This is a genomic window from Parendozoicomonas sp. Alg238-R29 (assembly GCF_947331445.1).
Lineage (GTDB): Bacteria > Pseudomonadota > Gammaproteobacteria > Pseudomonadales > Endozoicomonadaceae > Sansalvadorimonas.
Genome location: NZ_CAMZOG010000040.1, coordinates 15,979 through 40,037, shown reverse-complemented (window position 1 = coordinate 40,037; position 24,059 = coordinate 15,979). Strand labels below are relative to the sequence as shown.

General features: G+C 47.0%; 23 protein-coding genes. 12 read left to right on the top strand and 11 right to left on the bottom strand.

Annotation, left to right across the window (positions count from 1 at the left end; genetic code table 11):
- Positions 1-29: 29 nt before the first annotated feature.
- The 3 genes from QMA35_RS11615 to QMA35_RS11605 form a co-directional block, all read right to left on the bottom strand.
- Positions 30-989, bottom strand: coding sequence for a hypothetical protein (locus QMA35_RS11615; RefSeq protein WP_281647318.1), 960 nt, complete (start codon positions 987-989; stop codon positions 30-32).
- Positions 990-1,286: 297 nt separating this feature from the next.
- Positions 1,287-1,511 (bottom strand): BMC domain-containing protein, encoded by a 225-nt coding sequence (locus QMA35_RS11610; RefSeq protein ID WP_281647317.1) that lies wholly within the window; start codon positions 1,509-1,511, stop codon positions 1,287-1,289.
- On the bottom strand, positions 1,508-1,768 hold the full coding sequence (locus tag QMA35_RS11605; RefSeq protein WP_281647316.1) for a hypothetical protein: 261 nt from the start codon (positions 1,766-1,768) through the stop codon (positions 1,508-1,510). The genes QMA35_RS11610 and QMA35_RS11605 overlap by 4 nt, the downstream gene beginning before the upstream one ends.
- Before the next feature lie 267 nt (positions 1,769-2,035).
- Here QMA35_RS11605 and hexR point away from each other — a divergent pair, with 267 nt between their 5' ends.
- Both hexR and QMA35_RS11595 read left to right on the top strand, forming a co-directional pair.
- Entirely contained in the window at positions 2,036-2,890 is an 855-nt protein-coding gene (gene hexR / locus QMA35_RS11600) for a transcriptional regulator HexR (protein ID WP_281647315.1), read from the top strand.
- Positions 2,891-2,968: 78 nt separating this feature from the next.
- The gene (locus tag QMA35_RS11595; RefSeq protein WP_281647314.1) at positions 2,969-3,160 is read left to right on the top strand and encodes a hypothetical protein; all 192 of its coding nucleotides are present in this window, start codon (positions 2,969-2,971) and stop codon (positions 3,158-3,160) included.
- An 18-nt stretch (positions 3,161-3,178) separates the two neighbouring features.
- Here the strand turns inward: QMA35_RS11595 and QMA35_RS11590 are convergent, their stop codons facing one another.
- Positions 3,179-3,703 carry a hypothetical protein gene (locus tag QMA35_RS11590; RefSeq protein WP_281647313.1) on the bottom strand — a complete coding sequence of 175 codons (525 nt, stop codon included), beginning with the start codon at positions 3,701-3,703 and terminating at the stop codon, positions 3,179-3,181.
- Between the two features lie 162 nt (positions 3,704-3,865).
- On the opposite strand from QMA35_RS11590, the gene znuA reads away from it, so the two are divergent.
- The 4 genes from znuA to QMA35_RS11570 all read left to right on the top strand — a co-directional run bounded on the left by znuA (position 3,866) and on the right by QMA35_RS11570 (position 7,501).
- Positions 3,866-4,807: a zinc ABC transporter substrate-binding protein ZnuA gene (gene znuA, locus QMA35_RS11585; protein ID WP_281647312.1), complete on the top strand. Its 942-nt coding sequence runs from the start codon at positions 3,866-3,868 to the stop codon at positions 4,805-4,807.
- Between the two features lie 83 nt (positions 4,808-4,890).
- The gene (locus QMA35_RS11580) at positions 4,891-5,412 is read left to right on the top strand and encodes a hypothetical protein (protein ID WP_281647311.1); all 522 of its coding nucleotides are present in this window, start codon (positions 4,891-4,893) and stop codon (positions 5,410-5,412) included.
- Positions 5,409-6,359, top strand: coding sequence for a hypothetical protein (locus tag QMA35_RS11575; RefSeq protein WP_281647310.1), 951 nt, complete (start codon positions 5,409-5,411; stop codon positions 6,357-6,359). Before QMA35_RS11580 ends, QMA35_RS11575 begins: the two co-directional genes overlap by 4 nt.
- Before the next feature lie 95 nt (positions 6,360-6,454).
- Positions 6,455-7,501, top strand: a complete 1,047-nt coding sequence (locus QMA35_RS11570) for a histidinol-phosphate transaminase (protein WP_281647309.1) — start codon at positions 6,455-6,457, stop codon at positions 7,499-7,501.
- A 78-nt stretch (positions 7,502-7,579) separates the two neighbouring features.
- Here the strand turns inward: QMA35_RS11570 and QMA35_RS11565 are convergent, their stop codons facing one another.
- Together QMA35_RS11565 and QMA35_RS11560 are read right to left on the bottom strand one after the other, a co-directional pair.
- A complete protein-coding gene (locus QMA35_RS11565; RefSeq protein ID WP_281647308.1) occupies positions 7,580-8,164 on the bottom strand; it encodes a hypothetical protein in 585 nt (194 codons plus the stop codon).
- 59 nt (positions 8,165-8,223) lie between these two features.
- Positions 8,224-8,514 carry a Lar family restriction alleviation protein gene (locus tag QMA35_RS11560; protein ID WP_281647307.1) on the bottom strand — a complete coding sequence of 97 codons (291 nt, stop codon included), beginning with the start codon at positions 8,512-8,514 and terminating at the stop codon, positions 8,224-8,226.
- A gap of 91 nt (positions 8,515-8,605) precedes the next feature.
- On the opposite strand from QMA35_RS11560, the gene QMA35_RS11555 reads away from it, so the two are divergent.
- A complete protein-coding gene (locus QMA35_RS11555) occupies positions 8,606-10,144 on the top strand; it encodes an SGNH/GDSL hydrolase family protein (protein ID WP_281647306.1) in 1,539 nt (512 codons plus the stop codon).
- A 160-nt stretch (positions 10,145-10,304) separates the two neighbouring features.
- Here QMA35_RS11555 and QMA35_RS11550 read toward each other — a convergent pair whose 3' ends face one another.
- From QMA35_RS11550 to QMA35_RS11540, 3 genes are all read right to left on the bottom strand, one after another.
- The gene (locus QMA35_RS11550) at positions 10,305-12,302 is read right to left on the bottom strand and encodes an MlaD family protein (protein ID WP_281647305.1); all 1,998 of its coding nucleotides are present in this window, start codon (positions 12,300-12,302) and stop codon (positions 10,305-10,307) included.
- Positions 12,303-12,304: 2 nt separating this feature from the next.
- Positions 12,305-13,399 (bottom strand): paraquat-inducible protein A, encoded by a 1,095-nt coding sequence (locus QMA35_RS11545; protein WP_281647304.1) that lies wholly within the window; start codon positions 13,397-13,399, stop codon positions 12,305-12,307.
- 211 nt (positions 13,400-13,610) lie between these two features.
- Positions 13,611-14,252, bottom strand: coding sequence for a GntR family transcriptional regulator (locus tag QMA35_RS11540; protein WP_281647303.1), 642 nt, complete (start codon positions 14,250-14,252; stop codon positions 13,611-13,613).
- 449 nt (positions 14,253-14,701) lie between these two features.
- Here QMA35_RS11540 and QMA35_RS11535 point away from each other — a divergent pair, with 449 nt between their 5' ends.
- The 3 genes from QMA35_RS11535 (at position 14,702) to QMA35_RS11525 (ending at position 18,970) form a co-directional block, all read left to right on the top strand.
- Positions 14,702-16,057 (top strand): FAD-dependent oxidoreductase, encoded by a 1,356-nt coding sequence (locus QMA35_RS11535; protein ID WP_281647302.1) that lies wholly within the window; start codon positions 14,702-14,704, stop codon positions 16,055-16,057.
- Positions 16,058-16,165: 108 nt separating this feature from the next.
- The gene (locus QMA35_RS11530; RefSeq protein ID WP_281647301.1) at positions 16,166-17,296 is read left to right on the top strand and encodes a mandelate racemase/muconate lactonizing enzyme family protein; all 1,131 of its coding nucleotides are present in this window, start codon (positions 16,166-16,168) and stop codon (positions 17,294-17,296) included.
- Positions 17,297-17,359: 63 nt separating this feature from the next.
- Entirely contained in the window at positions 17,360-18,970 is a 1,611-nt protein-coding gene (locus tag QMA35_RS11525) for a BCCT family transporter (protein ID WP_281647300.1), read from the top strand.
- Between the two features lie 242 nt (positions 18,971-19,212).
- On the opposite strand, the gene QMA35_RS11520 is transcribed toward QMA35_RS11525, so the two are convergent.
- Both QMA35_RS11520 and QMA35_RS11515 read right to left on the bottom strand, forming a co-directional pair.
- The gene (locus QMA35_RS11520) at positions 19,213-19,659 is read right to left on the bottom strand and encodes a DUF411 domain-containing protein (protein ID WP_281647299.1); all 447 of its coding nucleotides are present in this window, start codon (positions 19,657-19,659) and stop codon (positions 19,213-19,215) included.
- 109 nt (positions 19,660-19,768) lie between these two features.
- Positions 19,769-20,917, bottom strand: coding sequence for an iron-containing alcohol dehydrogenase (locus tag QMA35_RS11515; protein ID WP_281647298.1), 1,149 nt, complete (start codon positions 20,915-20,917; stop codon positions 19,769-19,771).
- A 196-nt stretch (positions 20,918-21,113) separates the two neighbouring features.
- On the opposite strand from QMA35_RS11515, the gene QMA35_RS11510 reads away from it, so the two are divergent.
- Both QMA35_RS11510 and QMA35_RS11505 read left to right on the top strand, forming a co-directional pair.
- Positions 21,114-22,010, top strand: coding sequence for an AraC family transcriptional regulator (locus tag QMA35_RS11510; RefSeq protein ID WP_281647297.1), 897 nt, complete (start codon positions 21,114-21,116; stop codon positions 22,008-22,010).
- Between the two features lie 156 nt (positions 22,011-22,166).
- Positions 22,167-23,882, top strand: a complete 1,716-nt coding sequence (locus tag QMA35_RS11505; RefSeq protein ID WP_281647296.1) for a diguanylate cyclase — start codon at positions 22,167-22,169, stop codon at positions 23,880-23,882.
- Positions 23,883-24,059: the final 177 nt, after the last annotated feature.

Here is a 24,059-nt window from a genome sequence, read left to right as displayed (position 1 = left end):
TATCTGTATCTGAAAATTCGACAGGAGGCTCAGAAATGATCAGCCAACCTGCGAAAGAGCCCCTTTTTCACTGTCGATCGACAGAGTACTTTCAAGGCTTTTCTTACAAGAGGCATGAAACAGAGAACATCCTGATAAGTTTCAGAAAACGTACACAAGCTCTTTAACATATTTACATTATTAGAGAATTCAAGATTTTGTTTCTTCTTTGAAATATCGACAATATCATGGAGAATTAAATCATCCAGTGTTCTCTTTTTATATTTGAATGTGGCAGACATTTGCCTCACTTCATTTTTCAGGATACTACTTGCTTTCAACAAATTACCTTCAGAAATTGCAGCAACAAAAGAATCTTTAATTCCCTCCGGAGGTGCATTTTTTAATGTTTGTATTATGGCATGAAGCCGACTTCGATAATATTCTATCTCCCTCAACGTAAAAAACCTGGATTTAAAACAAGATTTATCTTCGTCCAATATCTTATCAAGAGAATTAACAGTCTCCTTGATCCCTCTGTGATCCGAACACTGATTTCTAAATTCAAGATAGGCGAGTTCACATTGAACAAGACGATGAATCACTCCAGAAATAGATTCATGCATTATTTTATATTTTGAATCATGACGATCCAGAATAGACGAAGAAGCAACAACACCCATTAAGTCAAAATAATAAGTTCGCCCCCGACACTCATCAATCTGACTATCGATTTCATCGAGAAGAGATTCAAGAAATGGAGTGAATACACTTTCAAACTTTTCCTTAAGATATGTTATTTCAAGGATTTTCCCGTCGCAAAGAGAGACAAGCTCTTTGTATTTTTTTACGACAGCCTGACAGGTAGCAAATATATCATCAGGGTTGTGTTTCAATTTCTTTAGCGTGTCACAAGCTAAATCAACCCTTTCTTTAAAAGGCAACGCCTCTTCAGACTGGCTTACGTTTCTTTTTTTACCCACCCTCTGCGAAGAAAGGGGATCAAACAAGTTTTGGGATCGACCATATAAAGGGGTTGGCTCAAGGGTAGACTGTAATTTTACGTACGTCCCTCGTCCTCGCCCTCTTGGCTGAGAGGGAGTGCAATACACACTTCTCATATCGAACCAATGAGACGAAGGTTCCAATCGAGTTGAAGCACTGCGACTGGAGTCCACAGAACCGGGAGAGACTAGGGCACGCACCTGCACCGGTAGCCTCCCATCATATTATTAACTGCTCCCAACCGGATTTTTCTGTCTTTGCTATGCCAACGTGCAAGAAAAGTGACTCTGCCCATTAACCTATTACTCCCTATTTATATGACGTCTCACTGAAAGGTAGAGGTTGGAAAACAAGAAATGAATCACCAAACTGTTAGATTTATAGACATTCTGGACAGCTTTTCGTTTTTCTCCCTGACCAGAGGCGTTCTCATCCAGCTTAACGGCTGCCGCCTTGGTCATGGCATCCGTTGCTTCCGCGCCTTTGGCAGTACTGCTGAATTCGAGTAATCCCAGCGCTTTGTTCATGCTGCCTTCCTGCTAATTATAATGCTGTCGCTATCCACGACAGTAACCGTGCCGTTAATACTGGAATGGATGGTGGAGCCCAGCTTTCCTTCAGGCATTTCGGCAATAATCTGACCGGTCTCAACACGACCACCGACGCTTACTTTCGGTTCACTGTTTCCACCAGCATGCTGACACAAAGCCAGAGTGACAGTGTCTACATCAATGTCCACATGGCTGTGCAGTTCCTGATGATCCCAGCGGGTTAGGTCGTTCATGAAGCAAGCAGGAAACCTGCAGAAGGCAGAGTATTACAGAGAGCCCCTTCTTTTCATGAATTTCATCAACAAATAAACCCCGTGAAATCCTGCAAAAGCTTGTAAATGGCAAGCCTGTTGATATGACACCATATTTATTAATAAGGAGTTGGCTCTCTTAATTTCTACCACCAACGGTATAGTGGTATCCCGCAATTTGCTGTATAACTCTCCCAAATAAAAATCACCTCTTGAAAAAATACCAGATCATGTGGTGAAAGCAGGGAAATGCCAACAACAAACCTGCTCAGGCAGATAGAGCAAAAACGCAACCAGCTCAGGCGATCAGAACAAAAGGTTGCTGATTACGTTGCTAAAAATCCACAGAGTGTTGTTCGTACCAGCATTGCAGAGCTTGCGGCGCAGTGTGAGGTCAGCGAACCTACTGTCGTGCGTTTTTGCAAAGCTATTGAGTGCACGGGGTTTCAGGATTTTAAACTTCATCTGGCTCAAACCCTGGCATCCGGTAACGACTTCTCCCGCTTTGTAGTTGCCGATGGCGACGACACAAAAATCATTACCCGCAAAGTCTTTGATGCCACTGTTCACAGTCTGCTGGATGTCCGCAACAGCATTTGCTCTGAAACCCTTGATAAAACTATTCAGATTCTCAGCAGGGCTCGCCGTATTGAATTTTACGGTTTCGGGGCGTCTGGCAATGTAGCCAACGATGCACAGCATAAGTTCTTTCGGCTGCAGGTAAATGCTTCTGCTTATTCCGATCCGCATATGCAGTCCATATCTGCAGCAACCCTGGGAAAAGACGACGCTGTTTTAGCAATCTCCCAGACAGGGCGAACCAGAGAATTGCTACATATGGTAACACTGGCGCGCAAACAGGAAGCACACGTTATAGCCCTGTGCCCGGGAGACTCACCTCTGGCTAACCATACGGAACTAACAATTGCTGTAAATGTGCCAGAGGACACTGACATATATACGCCATTAACCTCACGTATTGTTCACTTAACCATCATAGATATTCTGGCTATGGGTGTTGCACACACACGTGGCCCTGAACTTGCAGAGCAGTTAGAAAATGTGAAGCAGAATCTGCGAACCCTGAGGGTCACCCAGGTTTAAACCTCTGGACGCAGTGGTAAGGACGCCAGAACTGGTTGCACTGGCCTAACAAGAAAAAAGAAAAAAAGGGGATCGACAATGACAGATATCGTCGCAGAACGACCAGCTGATACAGGTATGTATGATCTGACTCCCGGTAAAAAGGCTGTTGTTGAACTTCCGGAGAAAGCCTCTCAGCGGCAACTGCACATTCGCAGGGCAATTGAAGATCGTGCAGAAAAGAAACGCCTGGAGTCCATGTCTGAAGACAACTACTGGGATAACCTCTAGTAGGGGGCGTTTATTGTCTTAAAACCGGTAACAGTAGATCTGGCTTTTCCAGAGATCCGTTGCCTGCATGCAGCTTTCCGGCTCCATACCCGGAGCCGAGAAAGTGTTACTGATAAGAACACACCCTGCGGGTAGTACCTGCAGCTGGGGTGCAAGTTTTATCATCGCCTTGGGATAGAGGTAACAGTAAACCATGCCTGCATTTTTCAGGTTTGTCTGATAAATATCTCCAAACCGAATTTCCAGGTTATTCAATCCGCTAATTCGCGCTCGCAGCCAGCAAAACAACCAAACGGGTAAAGAATTCTCAACAGCTATCACCTTCTGCGCTGGATAGTGTCTGGCCAGCTCCAGCGATACCCCTCCCCAACCAGCGCCCAACTCAAAAATATCGCCGGATACCTTGTCAGGTATAAAGCCAAATAATCTCCTTTTAACCAAACGGTTTGTGGGAACCGGTCCTATACCGTTTTTCAGGCTATAAATGGCAATCCATCCTGCTATCAGTGCTGGTATGGCTATAAGGAAGGTCTCGAGATTCATAGCCACGCTATCGGCGGCCTTTTAGAACAACTTACCGGTTTCTTGATTTAGCCCAACAATGTAATAATATAACATCCTCAAATCACAATAAGACGCTCCGATCACGCCATGTTGTATTTTCGTAGCCTTCGCACAGTAACGCGCCTGTTACTGCCTTTCCTGATGTTAATATCACCTGTTTCCATTGCGAAGGAAGAACCAAAGGTACTGGTTAGCATCAAACCTCTGGAGTTAATTGCGACAGCAATTACAGATGGTGTTACAACCCCAGAGCTTATCTTACAGCCCGGAACATCCCCCCACGATTACAGCCTTAAGCCATCTGACATCAAGAATCTGGCCTCCGCTGATCTGGTTTTCTGGATAGGGGAAGATCTGGAGGGTTTCCTGGCCACTCCTCTTGATCGTTACGTTGGCAACACTTACTCCATTGCCATGATGGATGCTCCCAATGTCAAAGTAGAACGCTTTCTCAGCGCAGATAGGGAAGATGTACAGCAGAAAATGAAGGATATGGAAAAAGGCCACAATGGTTACGGTCACAATGGTCACGGTCACAACCATGAAGGCCATGACCACGGTAGCCATGATCCCCATATCTGGTTGTCTCCAGACAATGCTATTGCTATGGCCAGAGCTATGATGCAAGCGCTCTCAGAAGTTGATAAGCCGAATGCGGAAACCTATCAAGCGAACTATCTGAGCTTTGTTGACCTGGTGAAGAAGTCAGACAGCATTAATAAACAAGTCTTGAATGACCTCCACCAGAAGGGTTTCTTTATTTTCCATGATGCCTGGGGTTATTTCACCCGTCATTACGACCTGAAAGTTCTCGACGTTTTCACTCTGAGTCCCGAACAGCAGCCTGGAGCACGACATATGTTACAACTGCGTAACAAGCTCAAGAAAGCTGGTAAAACCTGCGTTTTCCGCGAGCCTCAGTTTGAACCTGCCTATCTGGACGCCATGATAAACGGGCTTCCGGTGAGGGTGGCTGTTATTGATCCGCTGGCATCAGATGTTCAGCCCCACCCTCGTGCCTATCCAGAGTTTCTGGAGCAGCTTTCCATCTCGATTCGGGATTGCCTCACTCCCCAAAAATAGCCTCATATACTCCAGTTCTTTGCCGATGATCTGTAAAAGCCGGCTCCATCCGGCCCGGTTCAGAAACAGGACTTCGGCAAAGAATGCAATATTTTCCCGTTCGCACGCTTGTCGCAACAGTACTGATTGCCCTTTTTGTCAGTGGCTGCCTGCGCTTTCCCACTTGGCCACCAGCGCCCGATGAAGACCTGCAGGCCACGATCATTTATCGCACCCTTAATGGCGAGCGCCGGATTGCTACAATCAGCCTGACAGGCGTAACCAGTGACAAGATCCTGCAGCAGGATCGAAACATAGAGCTTCAGCAAACCAACCGAACTCTCGTCCCTCTCAGTTACCGAGCCGATGGTATTTACGCAGAGTCCAGAAGCAAGGAATCTATTCGACTGGTATCCGGCCGAAACTTGACCGACCCAGTACTGGCTATTACACCGGATTCAGATCTTCATGTGCTCACATACATCGCTCTTCAGGGCCGTAAACCGGTTCTGAAACTGCGTACCATTTATAAAGGCACCGTTGCTGAAAAGAGCTTTGTTCTCCCTCTGGCGGGGAATATTGATAATTATCTAATCAGTGATTTCACTCGTCAGGAGGCACCATGAGCACACCAACAGGAAGAGCTGGCGGTACTGGCCCAACAAGCGCCTCCAACCCTCCAGTGGATAGCGATCATGGAGGTAACCCTCATCATAGGTCCCCCCTTCGCAGGAAGGTAACCAAAACTGCTCCTTCAGCAGATCATTCAGTAGATCATGGAGATAAGGGAAACCCTCCCCCCCAAAGAGATACCGACGTTAGCAACCGTAAAACGACCCCTTCAACAGGTTCCACTCCAACGCCTCAACCAAAAACAGAAGCTGAAGCACAGTTCGAAGATGCCAAGAAGAAACTGACCGGAGTCATGTCTAAGTTATGGCTGAGAGATCAATTGGACATATCAATGGAGCTTGCCTCCATGACACCGGCAGAGGCTGATATTCTGGCTAACAAGTTGCAGATCGTGATTAAGATCCGTATGCCCAACAGTACAAAGGTTGTGCAACTCATACCCACCCTCGCAGGCGAAGGTGGCGTTGGAGAAGACCATGTAGGAGACGGTTACGCCTTTCTCAAAGGGGGGTGCGACAACCTTTCCACACGACTGAGACAAGAAACTTCAGTGCAGGACCTACATGACCAGTATGTTGTTTACAGAAACCAAGTGTTTGAACACGGCCAGGAGGTTTACAACGCCAAGGGTGAACTGTTTGATTATGAGCAGCATTATATACAAATGGTCATCAGCGCTTTCTCCCACAAAACAGAAAGTAGTGGAATAAGCTTTACCTTCTCCCGTGGAGCACCAGATCGCAGTAAATACAAAGATCCTGGTGATCTCAGTACACCATCACTAAAAAAAACCAAAAAGAAATCCCCAAAAAACAAAGAGCCTCAGCTGGAATTGCGAATTAATGCCGATGAAGAAGATATCCTTAAACATGCAAAGCGACTGCATCGAACAGAAAGCAGTGCCAGCGCTAATGATGACAATGAGTCAAACCATGATTAAATAGCCTCCCAAAACGTGGCGGGCTGGTAAAGCCGCCCAACGCTGCATACTATTCCCAGAAAATTAATTAATAAATCTGCACAAAGGGCTGCTGTATGAGCATTTTCAAGGCACACATCCGCCAGATGGGCGCGTACAAACCACCACTGGAAGGCCGCAGCCCCAAAAGCCACCTTTTACTGGATTTCAATGAGCGGACCCTTCCTGTCAGCAAGCCGGTTATGGATGCATTAACCGACTACATTCACAGTGGCTGCATGCAGACTTACCCAAGTTATGGCGATATTACGGAGCGTCTTGCCAGTTACTGTGGTGTGAATGAAGATCAAGTGATGATCACCAATGGTTCTGATCAAGGCATTGATTTGATCATCCGTGCGTCCTGCAATGCAGGTGATGAAGCCATTATTCCCGGCCCCACTTTTGCGATGTACCACCAGTGCGCCCGGATTGAAAACCTCAAGATTATCGAACCGGCCTACTCAAAGAAAAAGGGATTCCCGGTTGACGAGGTTCTTGCCAGCATCACTGATAAGACCAAACTTATTGTTATTGCGAATCCAAACAACCCCTGCGGAACAGCTGTACCGAAAGAAGACATTCTGCGCATTGCTGCAGCAGCACCAGATTGCACAATTCTGGTGGATGAGTGTTACTACGAGTACACACAACTCTCAGTTGCAGGTGTTCTGGAGCAATACCCAAATATTGTTATCACCAGAACATTTTCAAAAACATGGGGACTGCCATCTATCCGCTTTGGTTATGTTCTCTCTTCTGCCAGCAATATTCTCCCTCTTCTCAGTGTTCGCGGGCCTTACGATGTCAACCAGCTGGCTGTGATTGCAGTACAGGCAGCACTTAATCACCCCGAATACACAAGAGATTATGTGAAAGAGGTGATGAACGAATCCAAACCTTTGCTGGAGAAGTGGCTGGACAAGAACAACCTGAGCTACTGGCCCAGTAGCGCCAACTACATCTGGTTGTTCCCGGACAATCCCGATGAAATGAATAAGGCTCTTATAGATGCGGGCATTCTTGTTCGCCCCAAGAGTGATGGCGATGGCAGAAAAGGTTTAAGGATAACCATCGGCACACGAGAGCAAACCGAACGCCTGATTAAAGTTCTTTCTTCTTAGGATGCAGCTTGTTCTCCTGAACCTTTTCCCAACAGGTTCAGGAGCACAGGCAATCCACTGATTTATTTATCTTCTTTTTTATTGATCGTCCTTTTTCTTAAGCCCGTCTTGCAGAGATTTCAGTGGGAAACCACTCGCTACAGTCACCATGAAATAGAAAGTCCACGAATCTTTGAATAAGCCGCTGTTGTTGGTGAGGAACATATCAATTCTTCGCTTATCTTTTTCCCAGCGGGCACGAGTGTAAATACCATCGTCTATCAAATGTGACTGATCAGTTATATCGAGCTCTTTTGAAAAACAATTCTTCAATTTGTTGGTAGTTTCACGAACAAAATTTTTCCCAGCCTCCTTTATCGGAAAACTACGAGTACAGACATAGCTGTAGTTACCAGCACCCCACTGCCATACCTGACACTCCTGCCCGGCAAGTTCCAGATCGGTACTCCAGATGGTCAGCTGATTAAAAAACTGAGGGCCAGTGCGATGATTCTTAAAGTTATTTTTGCTGCTCTCCATTATGACTTTCAGATCACTGCAGTCCGTTAGCTCAGCACTGGCCAGTGATGGTATGAAAAAGATAAGAATCAGAGAAAGTAGTGAGAGCAGAGAGTAGCAGTAGCACTTGCTCTTACGCTGACAGGCTTCACACAGGGTCAACATAGCCGGGCTCTCCAAGTTACAGACTCTGAGGAACAAGCTAAGAAAGTAGTGCAAACTGTTTAGATCTGCTGTTCTCCCCCCAGAAGAACACCCCCAAAGAAAAGTCCAAGAAAAAACATAATGAGCATACCTGCAGGAAAAAGAACAACCAGTATGGTGATCAGGGATCGCATCCTTTCTTCCTGATCTCGCCGGTTCCAGTGCTGGATAGACATCCCCCGGTCATCATCCAGCTCCGTTGCCAGCCCGCAATGTTGGCAGTTAATCTGCCATAAAATGTCATTAGAAACCGGAAACTCAATAATTTCGGCATCTCCACGACATGAAGGGCAGCGTTTCAGCATCCGCATATTTTTTACTCATCCATAATCTCTCTAATCAGAATAGCGGCCTCGCGATTGTTGGCATAAGCTCCTGCGGTTCAAATCCGGGACAAACGCTATGTGTGGAACAAAAATTTTCAGACGGTTCTTCTCTGGGATTTCCATTCTTGTGCTTCTCCATGTCAGTCACCTACTGGCAGATGAGACTCCGATAACCATCAAACATATGGTGGTATTTGGAAATGCTCATAGCGATACAGGCAACACCCGGGACTTGTTTGACGAACTGGCAGGCCGTAAAAAACCTTCCCGACTACGAGAAGATATCCGTTACCACGGCCCTGATGTGATTGATATGGGTTCCTCTGCAGCAATTTCTCTTTTGCTGGGAGTGGGGGCTTATGCCACCGGGCTGGATAAACATCTGGATAAAATTAAGTTTCTAAAAGATTACCCCACACTGACTCGCCTGATCCCGTTATCAACACTTTCACTAGCACTCTATCAAACTGGGATAGGTCACTTGCTGGGGCGCCCCCTGGATTATGTCATCGATAGAAATGAACTGCTCTTAAAGTCGCTACTCTGGCTTTACCCCAGTGTTGGTCTGCCGGTTTTGCCACCGGGTCAGCTTTATAATCAGGGGGGGAGGTTTACTAATGGTTCTCGAGTCTGGGTAGAGGTGCTGGCACACAAAATGGGAATAAACCCCGATGAACCTTCCCAGTTTATAAGCCTTGCCTACGCTGGCAGCCATATTCGCCAGCGTCTTTCAGAAGAAGATATGCTCTCTTTCAGAAGCTGGTTAGGTTATATGGACATTGGTCTTGGTATGGCCAATGCATTGTTCAACAAAGATGGAGCGCAAAACAGACAACAGGGTTTTTGGGCTCAAGCAACAGGGAACATGAGTGACTCTGGAAAATCACGCTTCGAAAACCTGTTAAAAAGCGGTGTTCCACCCAGCTTCGAATATATGGTGGGAGACTACGGAAATAGAAACAAATATGCAGGTGTCAGAGATCCAGAAACAACGCTGTATATCATTGCTTATGGTTCAGATGATTATGTGATTGACGAAGCAAACCCGGAAGAAGTTATCCTCGTTCTGAGGGAAAGTATCAGCACTCTTGTAGAAAGAGATGGTGCAAAACATTTCCTGATTAATCAGCTGTCACCATTAATGCTTCCCGGCATAGCTCAGTTACCACCAGAAAAAAAATACAACATTCAGCGGCTGGTTGATCGCCATAACTATCAACTTGAAAACATGATTACAGAGATGCAAGCCGCTCATCCGGGCGTACGGTTTATCACTCTCTCGGACACCGATAAAATTTCCAAAACGGCTGGTGAGCTAAACCTTTCCCTTGATCCCTGTCTGCACTCTGCTGATAACCCACATATCAACCAGCAGGATTACACACTGGTTCATGTTCCCAGACTTTCCACGAAAACTGTTCTCACTGCCCCTATCACTCAGGACGCTTCTTCCCTGAAAGCTGCGTACCGATTTATTGGTAAAACCGTGGCTCGCTGTAACGAGCCAGACAAACGGTTGTTCTACGACAATTTCAACCTAACGTCCCGGGGACACACAATGATTGCAGAGTTGGTTTGCAAACTTTTGGCAGCTGAGGGCTATCAGTGCAAATAACTCTCAGGAGTTCTTTCTTATCTGTAGAGAGGAATTCTTCTTACTGGTGAGTTTGCGTCGCAGACTACTGAAGGAGAGAAAAGAACTCCGCCCCTTTTCCTTACTGGTATCGTTTTTGGGTGCTGTCATCATTGTTTTTCTTTTATCGTCTAAGGGAAAGCTATTTATCGACCACCTTTTTAGCACCTTTAACCAAAAGATCTTTTTTTAAATAAATCGGCGGATTCCAGTGTTCCCACTCATCTTTTGGAGTCCCATGCAGAATAAAGCTGGCACATTCTGAGGCTGGTTCCGCCACTTCTGGCGTGGCGAACGCAATTCCTCCACGAATCATGCTTTCAAAGGTCGGGGTTTGAATCTCTATTCCCCTGAACGCACTGAAATGCACATCAAGCCCACTCACACTCCAGAACCGACTGTTCTCAGTCACCAGCGCCTCGTATGGAGAATAAATAATAATATCAATTTCTACCCTGTCGGCAGGGTTACCTAACTTGCCTCTTTCAACCTCACCAACCTTTTCACCGTGATAAAGAATCGCTGTGCCTGCATCTATAGATTTCTTGTTGGCAGCTATCAGCTTGAAATGTCTGCCCTGTTTGAAAGCCTGCTCTCTTGTGGAATACAACGGAAATATTCTTCCATTTTTCTCTCTTTGTGCACGGCTATCCGGAACCTCGCAGGTGAGGCCTCCAGAGATCATTGCTCCCAGAGGTTGGCTCTGTACATGAAATCCAGAAAGGCCACCACTGACGGATATACCTGATGTTTTCCAGCATCGCACTCCAGAACGGATGAAATGGGCATACTGCGGCTCAATCAAAATAGAAATATTCACAGCAGAACTCTGCAATTCAATTGATTCAACAGAACCAATTTTCACGCCACGCATCCATACCCCACTGCCTTCTGAAAGACCTTCAACATCATCGGTTGTCAGCTGCAAGTGCAGCCCCGGAACATCCGGCCCTGGAGGAGGCTTGCGCAATGAACCACGGAATAAACGCTTTGACTCCCCTCTTTTAATCGCTGTGTCGGTAATATCCATAGCGATATAACGACCGGACAACAAAGTCTCCAGCCCTTCTATACCCTGTGGGGTAATATGCGGCTCTACAAGCCAGAACTTTGCACCCTCAACAAGAGCAGGTGTTGCCTGAGGATCCATGGATACCACCACAGAAAAACCGCTGAGGTCTTCTTTGAAGTCATAGGATTTAACAACTCCAGCTTCCACACCATGAAACATAATGTGAGCCCCTTTCTGAACGATGTGCGCGCTGAGAGGGAACTCAATGGTAATAGACACTCCTGCACGCGCCGCCTCGTAATCGGAATAGAGGGGGAACTGTTCCTTTTGCACAGCTTGCTTTTGAGGGGCTTCCCATTCTGGAGTGGTGAACGCAATTCCTCCTTTTAAAATGGAAAGCAGAGAACCTGTCTGTAGATGCAGATTGGATATAGAACCACTGACGTGAACGCCACTGACATTCCAGAAGCGGGTATTTGTATGCACCAAGTGTTCGTAATCAGGTTCAATAAAAATATCCACCTGAACAGATTTTCCATCGTCTTTTAAAGTGACACGCTCCACTTCACCAGCATAAATATGCTTTGAGTACACCGGGCTACCCGCAATGAGAGATCCTCCATCCGGGGCACTCAGGGTAATGTGTAACCCGGCTTTTCCTTCCGCAAGGGGCGGTGGATCATCCAGGGCAATAAAGTGATGCGCAGGTCTGCCTTTTTCTGGTTTAAAGGTGATGTAATTACCCGACAGCAACGCTTCTATTCCAGAAATTCCTGCCAGGGATATTTCCGGCTTCACCAGCCAGAATTCCGTTTTATCTGTTAGCCAGCTGCTGACTTCTTTATTCATACTGACCCGGGCTTCCACCCCCTTTAAATCTGGCCGCATGGAAACGCTTTCAACCATGCCAACTTCCAGACCGTTATAACGAACGTGGGTTCTGCCAGCGACGATTCCGGTTCCATTATCAAACTGAAGGGTTATCTTTACACCTCTTTCCTGCCAAGCCTGCCATCCCAGCCAGCCAGCAACACACAGGGCAACAAGGGGCATAAGCCAAACAAGCGACAATCGGCGCTTTTCTTCAACGATTGGCTCCTGAGGCTCTTGTTTCTGATCTTCAGCCATCGCTATTGCGTCGTTGGATGATGACGATCCCAAAGTAGACGAAGATCGAAAGAGCGGCTGGCAAAGATGGTAAGAATCACCACAGCAACAAAAGCCGTTGCACCAGGACCTGCCAGAATCTCAAGAACCCTGAGTTGAACCAGAGAGACCAGAATCGAGATCATAAAAATATCGAGCATGGACCAGCGACCAATCCACTCAATAAAGCGGTACAGCCGGGATAACCGAGTCAGCCTTCCATTCAAAAGACCGTGGACGTTTAGCAACAGAATCGCCAACCCCATTATTTTAAAAAGCGGCACAACAATACTTGCTGTAAACACCAGAACAGCAATAGGAACCATGCCACTGCGAGCCAGAGCAACAACACCCGACATAATCGTGTTAGCTTCCCCTTTCCCAAAGCTGATAACCTGCATGATGGGCAACAAGTTTGCCGGAATATAAAGCACAGCTGCTGCAATCAGCAGAGCCCAGGTTCGGGAAAGGCTGGAAGGCTTTCGATGAAAAAGCGCACTACCACAACGAGAACAGCGCAAATGTTTTTGCAGTGAGTGCTCTACACAGGTGTGTTCGCAAATCAGGCAAAGGTATAGCTTCCTCATAGAAAGGCATCCGGATAGAAAGGCATCCGGTTTGAATCGCCGCCACAGGTTTTGCTTGGGAAGAATATGGGACGCCTTGATTTCCATAAGCATCATAGCAGCAAGACAGTAGGCTCCAGTTTCCACAGAAGCTGCGGCAAAATCCTGCATCTTCACCACTGCCACCAACGCCCCAAGCAAGAAAATGTCCATCATTCCCCAACCATGCAGAGCATGATGGAATCGCATAACTAACAGCCCACTGCCTTTCAGTGTCCCCTTGGGTAAAAGAACGAAAAACAAAGCGCTTAATCTGAGAAATGGAGCGAGGATAGCAAAAAGAAAAACCAACACAGATACTGCAAACAATTGCTGCTGCCAGAGAGCCACTACACCAGAAAAAACTGTGTTGCTGCTGGTTTCTCCCGACATGGTAATTTCCAGAACAGGTAGCAGGTTTGCGGGAATATAAAGAATCAGCCCAGCCAGCGTAAGTGCACGACAGGTTGTCAACGATCCGGTTCCATAACGGATAAGGTGACCACAGCGGGGGCAGCGAAGTCGCTGTGTTGTCGATGGAGCAACTGTTTTTAGCAGCTGGTCACAGTCGGGACAAAGGTGGGCGTGAAATGTCTTGCCATTCACAGAAACCAGTGACATCGCTGTACCGCAAGGTCATAGAATCTGGTCAGTTATAGGCAAGACACTGTAATTCTGCGAATTATCAGGATGTGAAGAGACAGGCCATAGCGAAGTTGCGAAGATACTCAATCAACGCATGGGAAGCTTCCTCTGCACCACTCGCATCGCCAGCTGCAACACTGTTCATAATGTCAGCATGGAGTTGAGCTGGGTGATCAGTATTCGCTTCACGATAGCGAAACCAGAAAAGCCTTGAAGGCCCTTGCAGCGGTCTCATAACTTTACTGATATATTCATTGCGAGCGGCCTCTACCAACACTTCGTGACATCCTCGCAAGTAATCCAGAAAATGTTCATCATCATGATCACTGGCACACTGCAGAATACCAGTGGCCAGCTCTTTCATTCTACTCTTCTGGACAGGTGTCGCACGTTCAGCTGCCAGCTTGACGCATAAAGCTTCCAATGCTCGGCGTACTTCCAGTAGTTTTAACTGGCTTTCTACAGTGACATTCTGAATCTGAACACCACGGCGAGGGTGGATGATCACCATTTGCTCCCACGCCAGTTTTTGTAAAGCCTCACGAACCGGGGTTCTCCCCATGTTTATGGCTTCGGCTAAATTTTTTTCAGAATGCATAGCTCCCGGAGCCAATTCCTGGAAAATAATTTTTCTTTCCAGCTGCTCACAGGCAGATTCTGTCAGCGTAAGTTCCAAACCCATAAATTCCAAAATAAATCAATGTTAACAGTTGCATCCTGCTTTGTTTTTCACAGCATGACCTTTCAAATCACGTCCGATTCCGATCAGACTCAATATTGCCCAAACAATGTTGTTTACAAAAAACCAGATTAAAGCTTTCCGTCAACGATATAAGAAACAGATAACATCTGCGAGGTTAAAAACCGAATACGAAAATTCACATATCTCTATTCTTTTCATTTGTACCAGCACAAATGGCAAAAGGTAAGCAATCACACCTATCAATCACGAAAAATCATAGGTGCTCACCACATCCTCTCTATTTGCTCTGAGCCTTTTATTGCAAGCCCAGACACCTTATCCCTCTCTTACTCCTCTTTTTTTGATTTACATCAACCCTACTAAAAGGCAACATGAATATCATTTAAATATTGCTGATATATCAGCTGGTATTGTTTGAGGGTGACTACATGAAAGGCTGGAAAATTGAAAACCGGGTTAACGAATACTCTGAGCTTACAGTTCTGCGTGAGCTGGACGTTCTGGTCGTTGGCGGTGGTTCAGCCGGTGTAGCAGCAGCAACAACCTGTGGTCGTAATGGCCTGAAAACAGCCCTTATAGAGAAATATGGGTTTTGTGGTGGCGCCGCCGTCGCCGGCATGTCTGGCACCATCTGTGGCATGTACCTCGCCAGTGAAGACCCATCGAAAGAGCCTGAACAGGTCGTCTTCGGTTTTACCGAAGAGTTTCGCCGGAAGCTGAAAGAAAAAGGGGGCGTCACGGAACCCCAGCGTTACGGCAGAACCTTTACCGTAACTCACGATCCTCTGATGTGGCGGGAAGCAGCAGACGAACTGCTGATGGATGCCAATGTCGAGATTTTCTACCACACCGCAGTTATCGGTGTGGTTATGGACGGCGAAGAATACAAAGGCGTTGTCGTTGAATCCAACGCTGGCCAGAGCGTGATTCTTGCCAAGCGTATTATTGATGCCAGTGGTGATGCAGCCGTAGTTGCCCGTGCTGGTGGCGAATACTTCTTCGGTGATAATGGCGTTATCCAGAACCCAACCATGTTCTTCCGCATGGGCGGTATCGACATGGATACCTACCTGGATTACTACGGCGAAGATACTATCTGCCCACCAGAAGTGACCGCTAAAATCCTTGAAGTTAACGCCTCTGGTGAATACAGCCTTCCCCGCCATAAAATCTGGATTTTCCCCACAACTCGCCCTGGTGAAATCATGGTCAACGCAACCCGTTTGGCTGGTCAGGATGGGCGCGTTCTCAATGTTATTGATCCTGTTGATTTCACTGAAGCCGAAGTCTTCGGTCGGAAGCAAGTGCGCGACTATGCCCGCTTCTTGAAGAACTTTGTTCCCGGTTGCGAAAAGTCTTATGTAGTTGATACGGGCGTTGAAGTCGGAATCCGCCAAACCCGTTCTATTGAGGGTGTGGAAAAGCTAAGCAATGAAGATGTTGTGACCTGTCGTAAACGCGAAGACAGTATCTGCCGTAGTCCATGGCCTATCGAGTTACACTCTGGCACCAAGCCCAAACTGCACTGGATTCTGGAAGATTGGTACGACGTACCTTACAACACCCTGATTCCTAGAGTCGGTGAAAACATTATTGTTGCCGGCCGTTGTTTATCGGCCGAACACGAAGCTCTCGCTTCTGCCCGCGTAACCGCACAAACCTTTGAGTATGGACACGCAGCCGGACAGGCTTGTGTTCTCTCCCTGAAAAAAAACAAGAGCTTGCGTGAACTGAAAGGACAAGAGGTTCGCGCCCGAATGATTGCTGCAGGCAGCCGTATCTGATCGTTCCCAAGGCCATTTTCTAAACAAGACCATTTTCTGAACCTGCTGCACGCCCCCCTTCGCCAGCAGGAGCAGGATCTCCCCCTGCACACACTGGAGCTAAAAATAATGAGCTACGAAAGCACTATTAAAAGAATTGAGTTGTACGCCGTTGCCGACCGAAAAGCCGACCCTGTGCCCTGGGCAGATGACCAAGAACCTCTTTTCTACACCAACAACATCGTCCGCCTCATCACAGAAGACGGCCTGGAAGGCGTAGGTGCCACCATTAGCTACACCGAAGAAGACTTCGACAAGTGTATCCTGGAGGCTATGAAGAGCGTCACTCCCGGCATGATCGGTAAGAACGCCCTGATGACCGAACAGTTTCACACCTGGTTACAAGGTCGCTGCACATGGGGCGGCCTGACTGCAAAATCCCCCTTCGATATTGCAGCCTGGGACATCAAAGGCAAGAAATTCGGCATGCCTATCTACATGATGCTTGGCGGTGCTCGTAACAAGATGCTGTCGTACGCTTCTACACCTCTCTTTCACTCTCACGAGGAGTACTTTGATTTCATTGAGAGATGTATAGAAGAGGGTTTCACGGCTGTCAAACTTCACTGTCATTGTGTTTATGAAAAAGATGTTCCTCTCGTTAAGGCCGTTGATGAAAAATTCAAGGGTCGCGGCATCGAACTGATGCTTGATACCGCCATGTACTACAACGGCGAACAGTCTCTGAAAATGGCCAAGCTGTTGGATGAACTCGGCTGGTACTGGTACGAAGCCCCCTGCTCTGATTACGATTTCAAGACCTATCAAAAGCTGGTTAAAGAAACCAACCTCGAAATCTCCAGCCACGGCAACTGCATGCTGACCCTGCAAGAAGTCGAATTTGCTCTGGCAAATGACATGTGGTCTGACGTACGTCAAGACGCCACTGTCTGCGGCGGTATCACACCACTGAACAAGTGCTTCGCGATTGCAGAAGCGCACGGTAAGCCTCTGGAAATACAATCCTGGGGTTACACCATTACTCAGGCTGCCAACCTCCACGTCGCACTGGCTCATAACAATGGCGTGTATTTCGAACAGGCCTTCCCTTACGAGAACTTTGAATACGGTGCGAAGAATGTCATTCGCACCGACAAAGACGGTTTTGTTCACGCACCCAAGGGCGCTGGACTGGGTGTTGAAATGGATTGGGCTGCAGTACGCGATGCCTCCATTCTCAGTTTCACAATCGAAAAATAAATACAACAAAACGATTCGCATCAGCTCCACAGGGATAAGGAGCTGATACGACAGGAGATTTTTATGTCGACCCAAACATCTGGAAACTACGACAAGGTTACGATAGCCATTTCAATGATTATCGTGACCGCAATTTCAATATTCTTCCTTAAAGATACCGACACGGCTATCAAAGTTGCTGGCGACATCTTTACCCTTATTGCTAGCAACCTTGGTACCCCTATTCTCTGGTATGCCTTCGGACTGGTGTTAATCGGCGCATTTTTCTGCCTCAGCAAATACGGCAGCATCCGTATGGGCAACGAAAAACCCGAGTTTTCCACATTTTCATACATCACCATGATGGCACTGGCCGGTGTTGGCTCCGGCACCGTGTACTGGGCCTTCCTGGAATGGTCTTACTACATCAAGACCCCTCCCTTTGGAATAGAAGCCGGTAGCACTCAGGCTCACGAGTGGGCGGTAACTTACAGCCTGCACCATTGGGGTATTACGGCATGGGCTATTTACGCTATCACTGCTATTCCGGTTATGTACGCGTTTTACATTCGCAAGACCGGCTCTCTGAAAATCAGTGATATCGTAAAAAGCATGATCGCCAACAAATCCACCGGCTCTGTTGTGGCTCGTGTTATCGACATCATGTACCCAATCGCTCTGGTATTTGGTCTCATTATTGTTCTGTCCCTGGGTGTACCCATTATCTCCGCTGCCGTTTCCCTGTTGACCGGCGTAGCAGACACCCTGGCCTTAAAGCTGGGTATGGTGGCTATCGTTGCTGCTCTGCTGATATTCAGTTCCTTCCTGGGTATTGAGAAAGGCATGCAGAACATCAGTAGTTACGGTACTTATTGCATCGTAGCTCTGGCTCTTTACATCCTCGTTATGGGCCCTACTCAGTTCATCCTGGAAAACACCAGCTCCTCCATCGCAATCTGGGCTTCCAACTTTGTTAAGATGAGCTTGTACACTGATGCCATTGAAAAAGCAGGCTTCCCACAAAACTGGACGGCTTATTTCTGGGCTTACTGGATGATCTTCATTCCGCTGATGTGTGTGTTTGTGACCAAGGTATCCAAAGGTCGCACCATCCGTGAAGTTATCATGTGCATGATTGGTGGTGGTACTGCAGGCATTGCTGCACTGTTCTCTATTGTTGGCTCTTTCATGATGAAGACTCAACTGGACGGTAAGGTAAACATTAGTCAGATGGTTTCTGACGGTCAGGCCAGTCAGTCTATTATTCAATCTCTGAATACTCTGCCACTGTCCTCCGTTATTCTGGTGGTATTCATTGTTGCAACCTTCCTGCTACTGGTAACCACTTTGGACGGTTCTGTATTCACCGTGGCCTGCCAGACTCAGAAGAAACTGAACAAAGAGAACAACCCTGCCACAGCTCTGAAAATTTTCTGGTGCCTGGTTATTGTTGCCATCCCAGCTGTATTCATCTCTGTGAACGCTCCAGTCAGCTCCATGCAGTCTGCCATCCTGATTTTTGCACTGCCCCTGTTGCTGATGACCAGCTTTATGCTGTACAGAACCTTCGGCTACATGAAGGAAGACTACGGTCATATGACAGATATGGAAATTCGTGAGATGCACAAGCTGGAGAACAACGTCACCACCTCAGAGGAAGAGGCAGTTCCTGCCAGAGAAGCAGTAGCCGCATAAGAGTGTGCTCTTAAAGAATGAGAGGATTGCCGCAACGCAATCCTCTTTTTTTTTGGAAAAAACACACAGCCAGAAAAAACAAATCAATCCGATGATATCAATTGATTTAAATGATGAGCATGAGTGCCTTGATATTAACTTCGTCTTCAGGACGAACCCACTTCCTAAAAAACCTGACACGACGGTTCAGCGGCTTTCAGCGCCACCCAAAGGGCATTGCCAAGTTCAATTCCTAATTGAGACTAGTGAGAAGAAAAAACTGTTACTTCCCCTTCCTTCGTATAACCCAGAACCTGATAGGCGTCTTTCTGGTTGTTGTATTCCATACCTGGCGATCCCATTGGCATACCAGGAACGGCCAGTCCTGTGATTTCAGGGCGATTCTGCAACATGGCTTTTATATCTGCTGCAGGCACATGGCCTTCTATCGCATAACCACCAACAAAAGCGGTATGACAGGAGCCAAGCCCGTTGGGGAGGTTCGCCTTCTGTTTGTAATCGCTCAAATTGGTGACATTTTGACTGACAACGTTGAAACCATTGTCTTCCAGATGCTCAACCCATTTGGAACAGCAACCACAGGTGGCCGATTTGTAAACAGTGATATCAGGCAGGTCGTTCGACGAATAACCTGTAGACGCAAGAGCAGCAAGCACGCTGCCAGCAATGAAAGATTTTATAAAGCTCATAAGCTTTCTCCCTGCGTTTTAACAGAAAGTCTAAACCTTCCAGCTCAAGGAAGGTCAACAGGGAGAAAACTCCCCTGTTCCAAGTTTCAGAACAGGAGAGAGTTATCAATTACAGAGCAGCTGCCAGAATAGCTCGCAGCTCAGCCTGACCAATATCACCACGTTCACCCATACCTTCGCGACCGTGGATGTTCAAGCTTTCAAGCACAGTTTCAACGGCTTCAGGGCCTTGCTCAATATCTGCCAGAGAAACAGGAACTTTCATCTCTTTGAAGAAAGCCACAGTGGCTTCGATAGTGGCATCGATACGCTCAACATCACTGCCTTCAGTGATGTTGAATACACGCTCACCGAATTGCAGGATCTTGCCTTTCTTCTGTTCACGACGCACTTTCATTACTGCTGGCAATACAATGCTCAGGCTGCGGCCATGATCCACATCATAGAAGCCCGTTAGTTCGTGACCGATCATGTGAGTAACCCAATCCTGAGGAACACCAACACCAATCAGGCCGTTCAGCGCCATGGTGGCTGCCCACATTACGTTGCTGCGCACTTCCATATCTTCAGGAGTCGCCAGCGCCTTAGGGCCTTCTTCTTTCAGAGTTAGCAGCAGGCCTTCACAGAAACGATCTTGAACCTTGGCATTTACCGGGTAAGTCAGGTATTGCTCGAGTACGTGAACGAAAGCATCAACAACACCATTAGCAACCTGACGCTCAGACAGGGTCAAAGTCACTTTTGGGTCAAGTACAGCAATTTCAGGACGAACACGGTTATCGTGGAAGAACAGTTTGTCACTGCCACGGGAAACAACGGCAGCAGTGTTAGATTCAGAACCGGTGGCAGGCAGAGTCAGAACACAAGACAGTGGCATTGCACCCTCAGAAATTTTGCCTTTTGCCAGAATATCCCAGGGATCTTCACCTTCGTACTTAGCGGCAACAGAAAGGAACTTGGTGCCGTCTACAACAGAACCACCACCAACAGCCAGCAGGTAATCAAAGCCTTCTGCTTTGATCATCTCAACAGCCTTCATCAAAGTGTCGTACTGAGGGTTGGCTTCGATACCGCCAAACTCACCCCACTGATGTTCTGCCAGAGCAGTTACAACCTGATCATAAACGCCGTTCTTTTTGATAGAACCGCCACCGTAGGTCACAAGGATTTTTTTATCTTTTGGGATATCTTTCGCGAGTGTTGCGATCTGGCCTTCACCAAAATGAATGCGGGTAGTGTTTTCAAAACTGAATTGCATTGCGTATGCCTATGGAGAAACAAACGATTCACAGTACATTGCCAACATTATCTGTTTGCTGGTCAATATGATGGCTGTATTGTATGGTCGCCCCTTCACAAAACGAATGCTCACTTACACTCAATTCTTGCCTGTTTCTGCCTACTTTTTATAACAATTGATCATCTGCAAGTATTTAGGAAAATCTCTCTAGACTATGACTACACCTGTGGCGCTAATAACAAATCTTTGCAAACAGCAAGCTTTGGAACATAGCGAAGATTTTGCCAGATCCTCTATAGAGGAAATCAGGTTTTTCTTGTGTAGACAACACCAGCAACGCACCCCCAAGGTATACAGTAAAGGTGTTGTGATAACGATTCAGGGTTACAAAGAGGCTTACTGTGCAGGCCAAAAGCTGGCTTACGGGCCTGGGCAGTGTTTGGTTGCAGCCAGCAATCTTCCAATGGAATGCGAAACCTTTGCCAGCCCTGAAAAACCTTTAATGGGAATGTGCATAGACCTTGATTCTAAAATCATTTCCGAACTTTCTCTTTTGCTGAAACAGCATAACGGCGACGATTACTTTGATGGTGTTGTTGGTAATGGTATTGCCGTTTTCGATCAGGATGAAAGCTTCAAACACACTGTGCACAGCCTGCTAGCGGTTTTAAGTTCTCCGGTTGAGGCTGTCGCACTGGGAAATCACTATTACAGAGAACTTCACTACCGGTTGCTAACCAGCCCGCAACGCCACCTTGTCGCTACTCTTTGCCAGCAGGATCATGTTCTTTCACGAATATCTCAGGTTACGGAGTTCATTCAAAACCATTATGAGAAGAAACTGACAGTTGAAGTGCTGGCCCAGCAGGCTGGAATGAGTATTTCAGCCTTCCATCGTGCATTTAAACAGGCGGTGGAAGACTCACCTTTGCAGTACCTTAAGAAAATTAGACTTACCCAAGCAAAAAGACTGATGGCTCACCACGGGCTAGCGGCTAACAGCGCAGCGTTTGAGGTGGGTTATGAAAGTCCGGCTCAGTTCAGCCGGGAGTTCAAACGCTACTTCGGGTTACCACCCAGCAAGGCGGCTCAAATTGGTTTCCAGTCCTAAACCGCCTCTTGCTCTAATAAAGAATGATCAAAAGATTGTCACTCCTGCCAGCTAGTCCACTGCAATACTTATAGGCACCTTTTGCTGTTGATTGCACCTGCTGAAAAAAGAATACAAAAGCAGTAAAACAGCATAGAAGTAACAAGGACGTTCTTTATGTTACGTAACTCCGGTATTTTGGCCATACCCGCCATTTTAATGACTGTTGTTCTAACAGCCAGCCTGGCCATGCTCACATTTCACTTCGAATCAATTCTTCTTAAAAGCTACCAGATCAAGCTGAAACAAATTGCTGAAGTAACGTCAAAAGTTCTTCGGGATGATATTGAACTTCATGGTGACGACCATTTGGACTTTGATCTACTGGCCACAGATATTGGCAGCAGCTCTGGTATTCGTGTCACGATTGTCGATCTGGAAGGTATTGTGATTGGTGACTCAAAAGTTTCCAAACGCAATCTGGGTCAAATGGAGAACCATATAGCTCGGCCGGAGATTCGTGAAGCCCTCGCGAACAAAAGCGGCCTGGTGCAACGGCACAGCAAAGCTTTAGGTTATGACCTTCTCTACTACGCCACAAAGGTAGAACTCAGGGAACCTGTTGAAGGTGACAACCACGAACACGATAAAGGCGAATCTCAGGCTTCCTCTTCAGATCAAACAGGTTCATTTATTGTTCGCACGGCCCTCCCTCTCAATATTCTTGGGCAACAAATGCTTTGGATCTGGTTATGGGTTGCCGGCATCAGTGTGCTGGGTGTTGTCGTCGTGATTATCATTACTGGCTTTTTCAGTAAAATGCTTCATAAACAGTCTGACTCTGAGCGTTCAGCGCTAGAGGGAGAAGTTAAAGAGCGCACCCATGAACTCAGCCTTATGCAACGTTTGGGTAGCCTTATGTCTGCGTGTACCACTGTTGATGGCGCCGCCAATGTTGTGCATCCAATCGCAGCCCATTTGCTTCCGGGTTGCCGTGGCGGGGCAATAACTCTTATTAAGTCTTCACGAAACCGACTGGACTTACTAACCCAGTGGGGCGAGCAGTGGCGGGGCAGTGAACATTTTGAACCTAGCGAATGCTGGTCCCTACTCAAAGGTCATACTCATTACAGTATTGAAGATGGTCTGGAAATCCGATGCGCACACAGCGCCAACGAACACGACTTACGTCAAGCTTGTATTCCTCTTGTTGCTCAAGGTGAAACTCTCGGAGTACTTCACCTCAACTACGAAAATCAGGAGGATCTTGATGAAGGGTCTTCCAAAGCAGAAGCCATGGCCGAACAAATTGGTCTGGCACTGGCGAATATGAGGCTCCGTGAAGACCTGAGACAACAGGCTATTCGTGACCCATTAACCGGCCTGTTCAACAGGCGACACATGATGGATACACTGGAACAGCGGTTCTACAGCTCGGACCATCATGCCTCTTCACTGTCAGTTATGATGATTGATCTCGACCACTTCAAACGCTTCAATGATACCTTTGGCCACGACGCCGGTGACTATGTTCTGAAACAGGTGTCTATGGAATTGAAGGAAGCTACCAGAGAAACAGATCTTGTCTGTCGTTACGGTGGTGAAGAGATTTGTATTGTTTGCCCGGATACAAACCTCGATAAAACCGCAGAACTTGGCAGTATTCTGGTTGCCCGAATTGCCGGTCAGGGAATGCAGTTCAATGGCCAATCTCTGGGTAACATAACAATATCTATGGGCGTGGCTACTCGATCCCATGCTGACAACAGCATAGATATGCTGCTGAAAGATGCTGACAACGCACTGTATCAAGCCAAAGAACAGGGCCGGAACAGGATGATTGTTCACTCCCCAAAAGAGCAGGATAATTCCACTTCAGATTTTGAAGAGTGAAAGGTATTTATTCCTGGCAAGCTTCAGGCTGAAGCCATTATCGCAGGGTTCGCACATAGCGACTCAACAAATCGTTTACCAGAAACACAGGCCAGCCCAGCGCGCTAACCCCGAAGCGACAGAGCAGTCATAGTCACCATTTGTTATAGTCACCATTGGCAATCGGCGTATCAGGAA

Bases quoted from the DNA above. Each gene is read 5' to 3' on its own strand.
- QMA35_RS11610 (WP_281647317.1), bottom strand. From the start codon at position 1,511: ATGAACAAAGCGCTGGGATTACTCGAATTCAGCAGTACTGCCAAAGGC.
- QMA35_RS11605 (WP_281647316.1), bottom strand. From the start codon at position 1,768: ATGAACGACCTAACCCGCTGGGATCATCAGGAACTGCACAGCCATGTG.
- hexR (WP_281647315.1), top strand. From the start codon at position 2,036: ATGCCAACAACAAACCTGCTCAGGCAGATAGAGCAAAAACGCAACCAG.
- QMA35_RS11595 (WP_281647314.1), top strand. From the start codon at position 2,969: ATGACAGATATCGTCGCAGAACGACCAGCTGATACAGGTATGTATGAT.
- QMA35_RS11590 (WP_281647313.1), bottom strand. From the start codon at position 3,703: ATGAATCTCGAGACCTTCCTTATAGCCATACCAGCACTGATAGCAGGA.
- znuA (WP_281647312.1), top strand. From the start codon at position 3,866: ATGTTAATATCACCTGTTTCCATTGCGAAGGAAGAACCAAAGGTACTG.
- QMA35_RS11580 (WP_281647311.1), top strand. From the start codon at position 4,891: ATGCAATATTTTCCCGTTCGCACGCTTGTCGCAACAGTACTGATTGCC.
- QMA35_RS11575 (WP_281647310.1), top strand. From the start codon at position 5,409: ATGAGCACACCAACAGGAAGAGCTGGCGGTACTGGCCCAACAAGCGCC.
- QMA35_RS11570 (WP_281647309.1), top strand. From the start codon at position 6,455: ATGAGCATTTTCAAGGCACACATCCGCCAGATGGGCGCGTACAAACCA.
- QMA35_RS11565 (WP_281647308.1), bottom strand. From the start codon at position 8,164: ATGTTGACCCTGTGTGAAGCCTGTCAGCGTAAGAGCAAGTGCTACTGC.
- QMA35_RS11560 (WP_281647307.1), bottom strand. From the start codon at position 8,514: ATGCGGATGCTGAAACGCTGCCCTTCATGTCGTGGAGATGCCGAAATT.
- QMA35_RS11555 (WP_281647306.1), top strand. From the start codon at position 8,606: ATGTGTGGAACAAAAATTTTCAGACGGTTCTTCTCTGGGATTTCCATT.
- QMA35_RS11550 (WP_281647305.1), bottom strand. From the start codon at position 12,302: ATGGCTGAAGATCAGAAACAAGAGCCTCAGGAGCCAATCGTTGAAGAA.
- QMA35_RS11540 (WP_281647303.1), bottom strand. From the start codon at position 14,252: ATGGGTTTGGAACTTACGCTGACAGAATCTGCCTGTGAGCAGCTGGAA.
- QMA35_RS11535 (WP_281647302.1), top strand. From the start codon at position 14,702: ATGAAAGGCTGGAAAATTGAAAACCGGGTTAACGAATACTCTGAGCTT.
- QMA35_RS11530 (WP_281647301.1), top strand. From the start codon at position 16,166: ATGAGCTACGAAAGCACTATTAAAAGAATTGAGTTGTACGCCGTTGCC.
- QMA35_RS11525 (WP_281647300.1), top strand. From the start codon at position 17,360: ATGTCGACCCAAACATCTGGAAACTACGACAAGGTTACGATAGCCATT.
- QMA35_RS11520 (WP_281647299.1), bottom strand. From the start codon at position 19,659: ATGAGCTTTATAAAATCTTTCATTGCTGGCAGCGTGCTTGCTGCTCTT.
- QMA35_RS11515 (WP_281647298.1), bottom strand. From the start codon at position 20,917: ATGCAATTCAGTTTTGAAAACACTACCCGCATTCATTTTGGTGAAGGC.
- QMA35_RS11510 (WP_281647297.1), top strand. From the start codon at position 21,114: ATGACTACACCTGTGGCGCTAATAACAAATCTTTGCAAACAGCAAGCT.
- QMA35_RS11505 (WP_281647296.1), top strand. From the start codon at position 22,167: ATGTTACGTAACTCCGGTATTTTGGCCATACCCGCCATTTTAATGACT.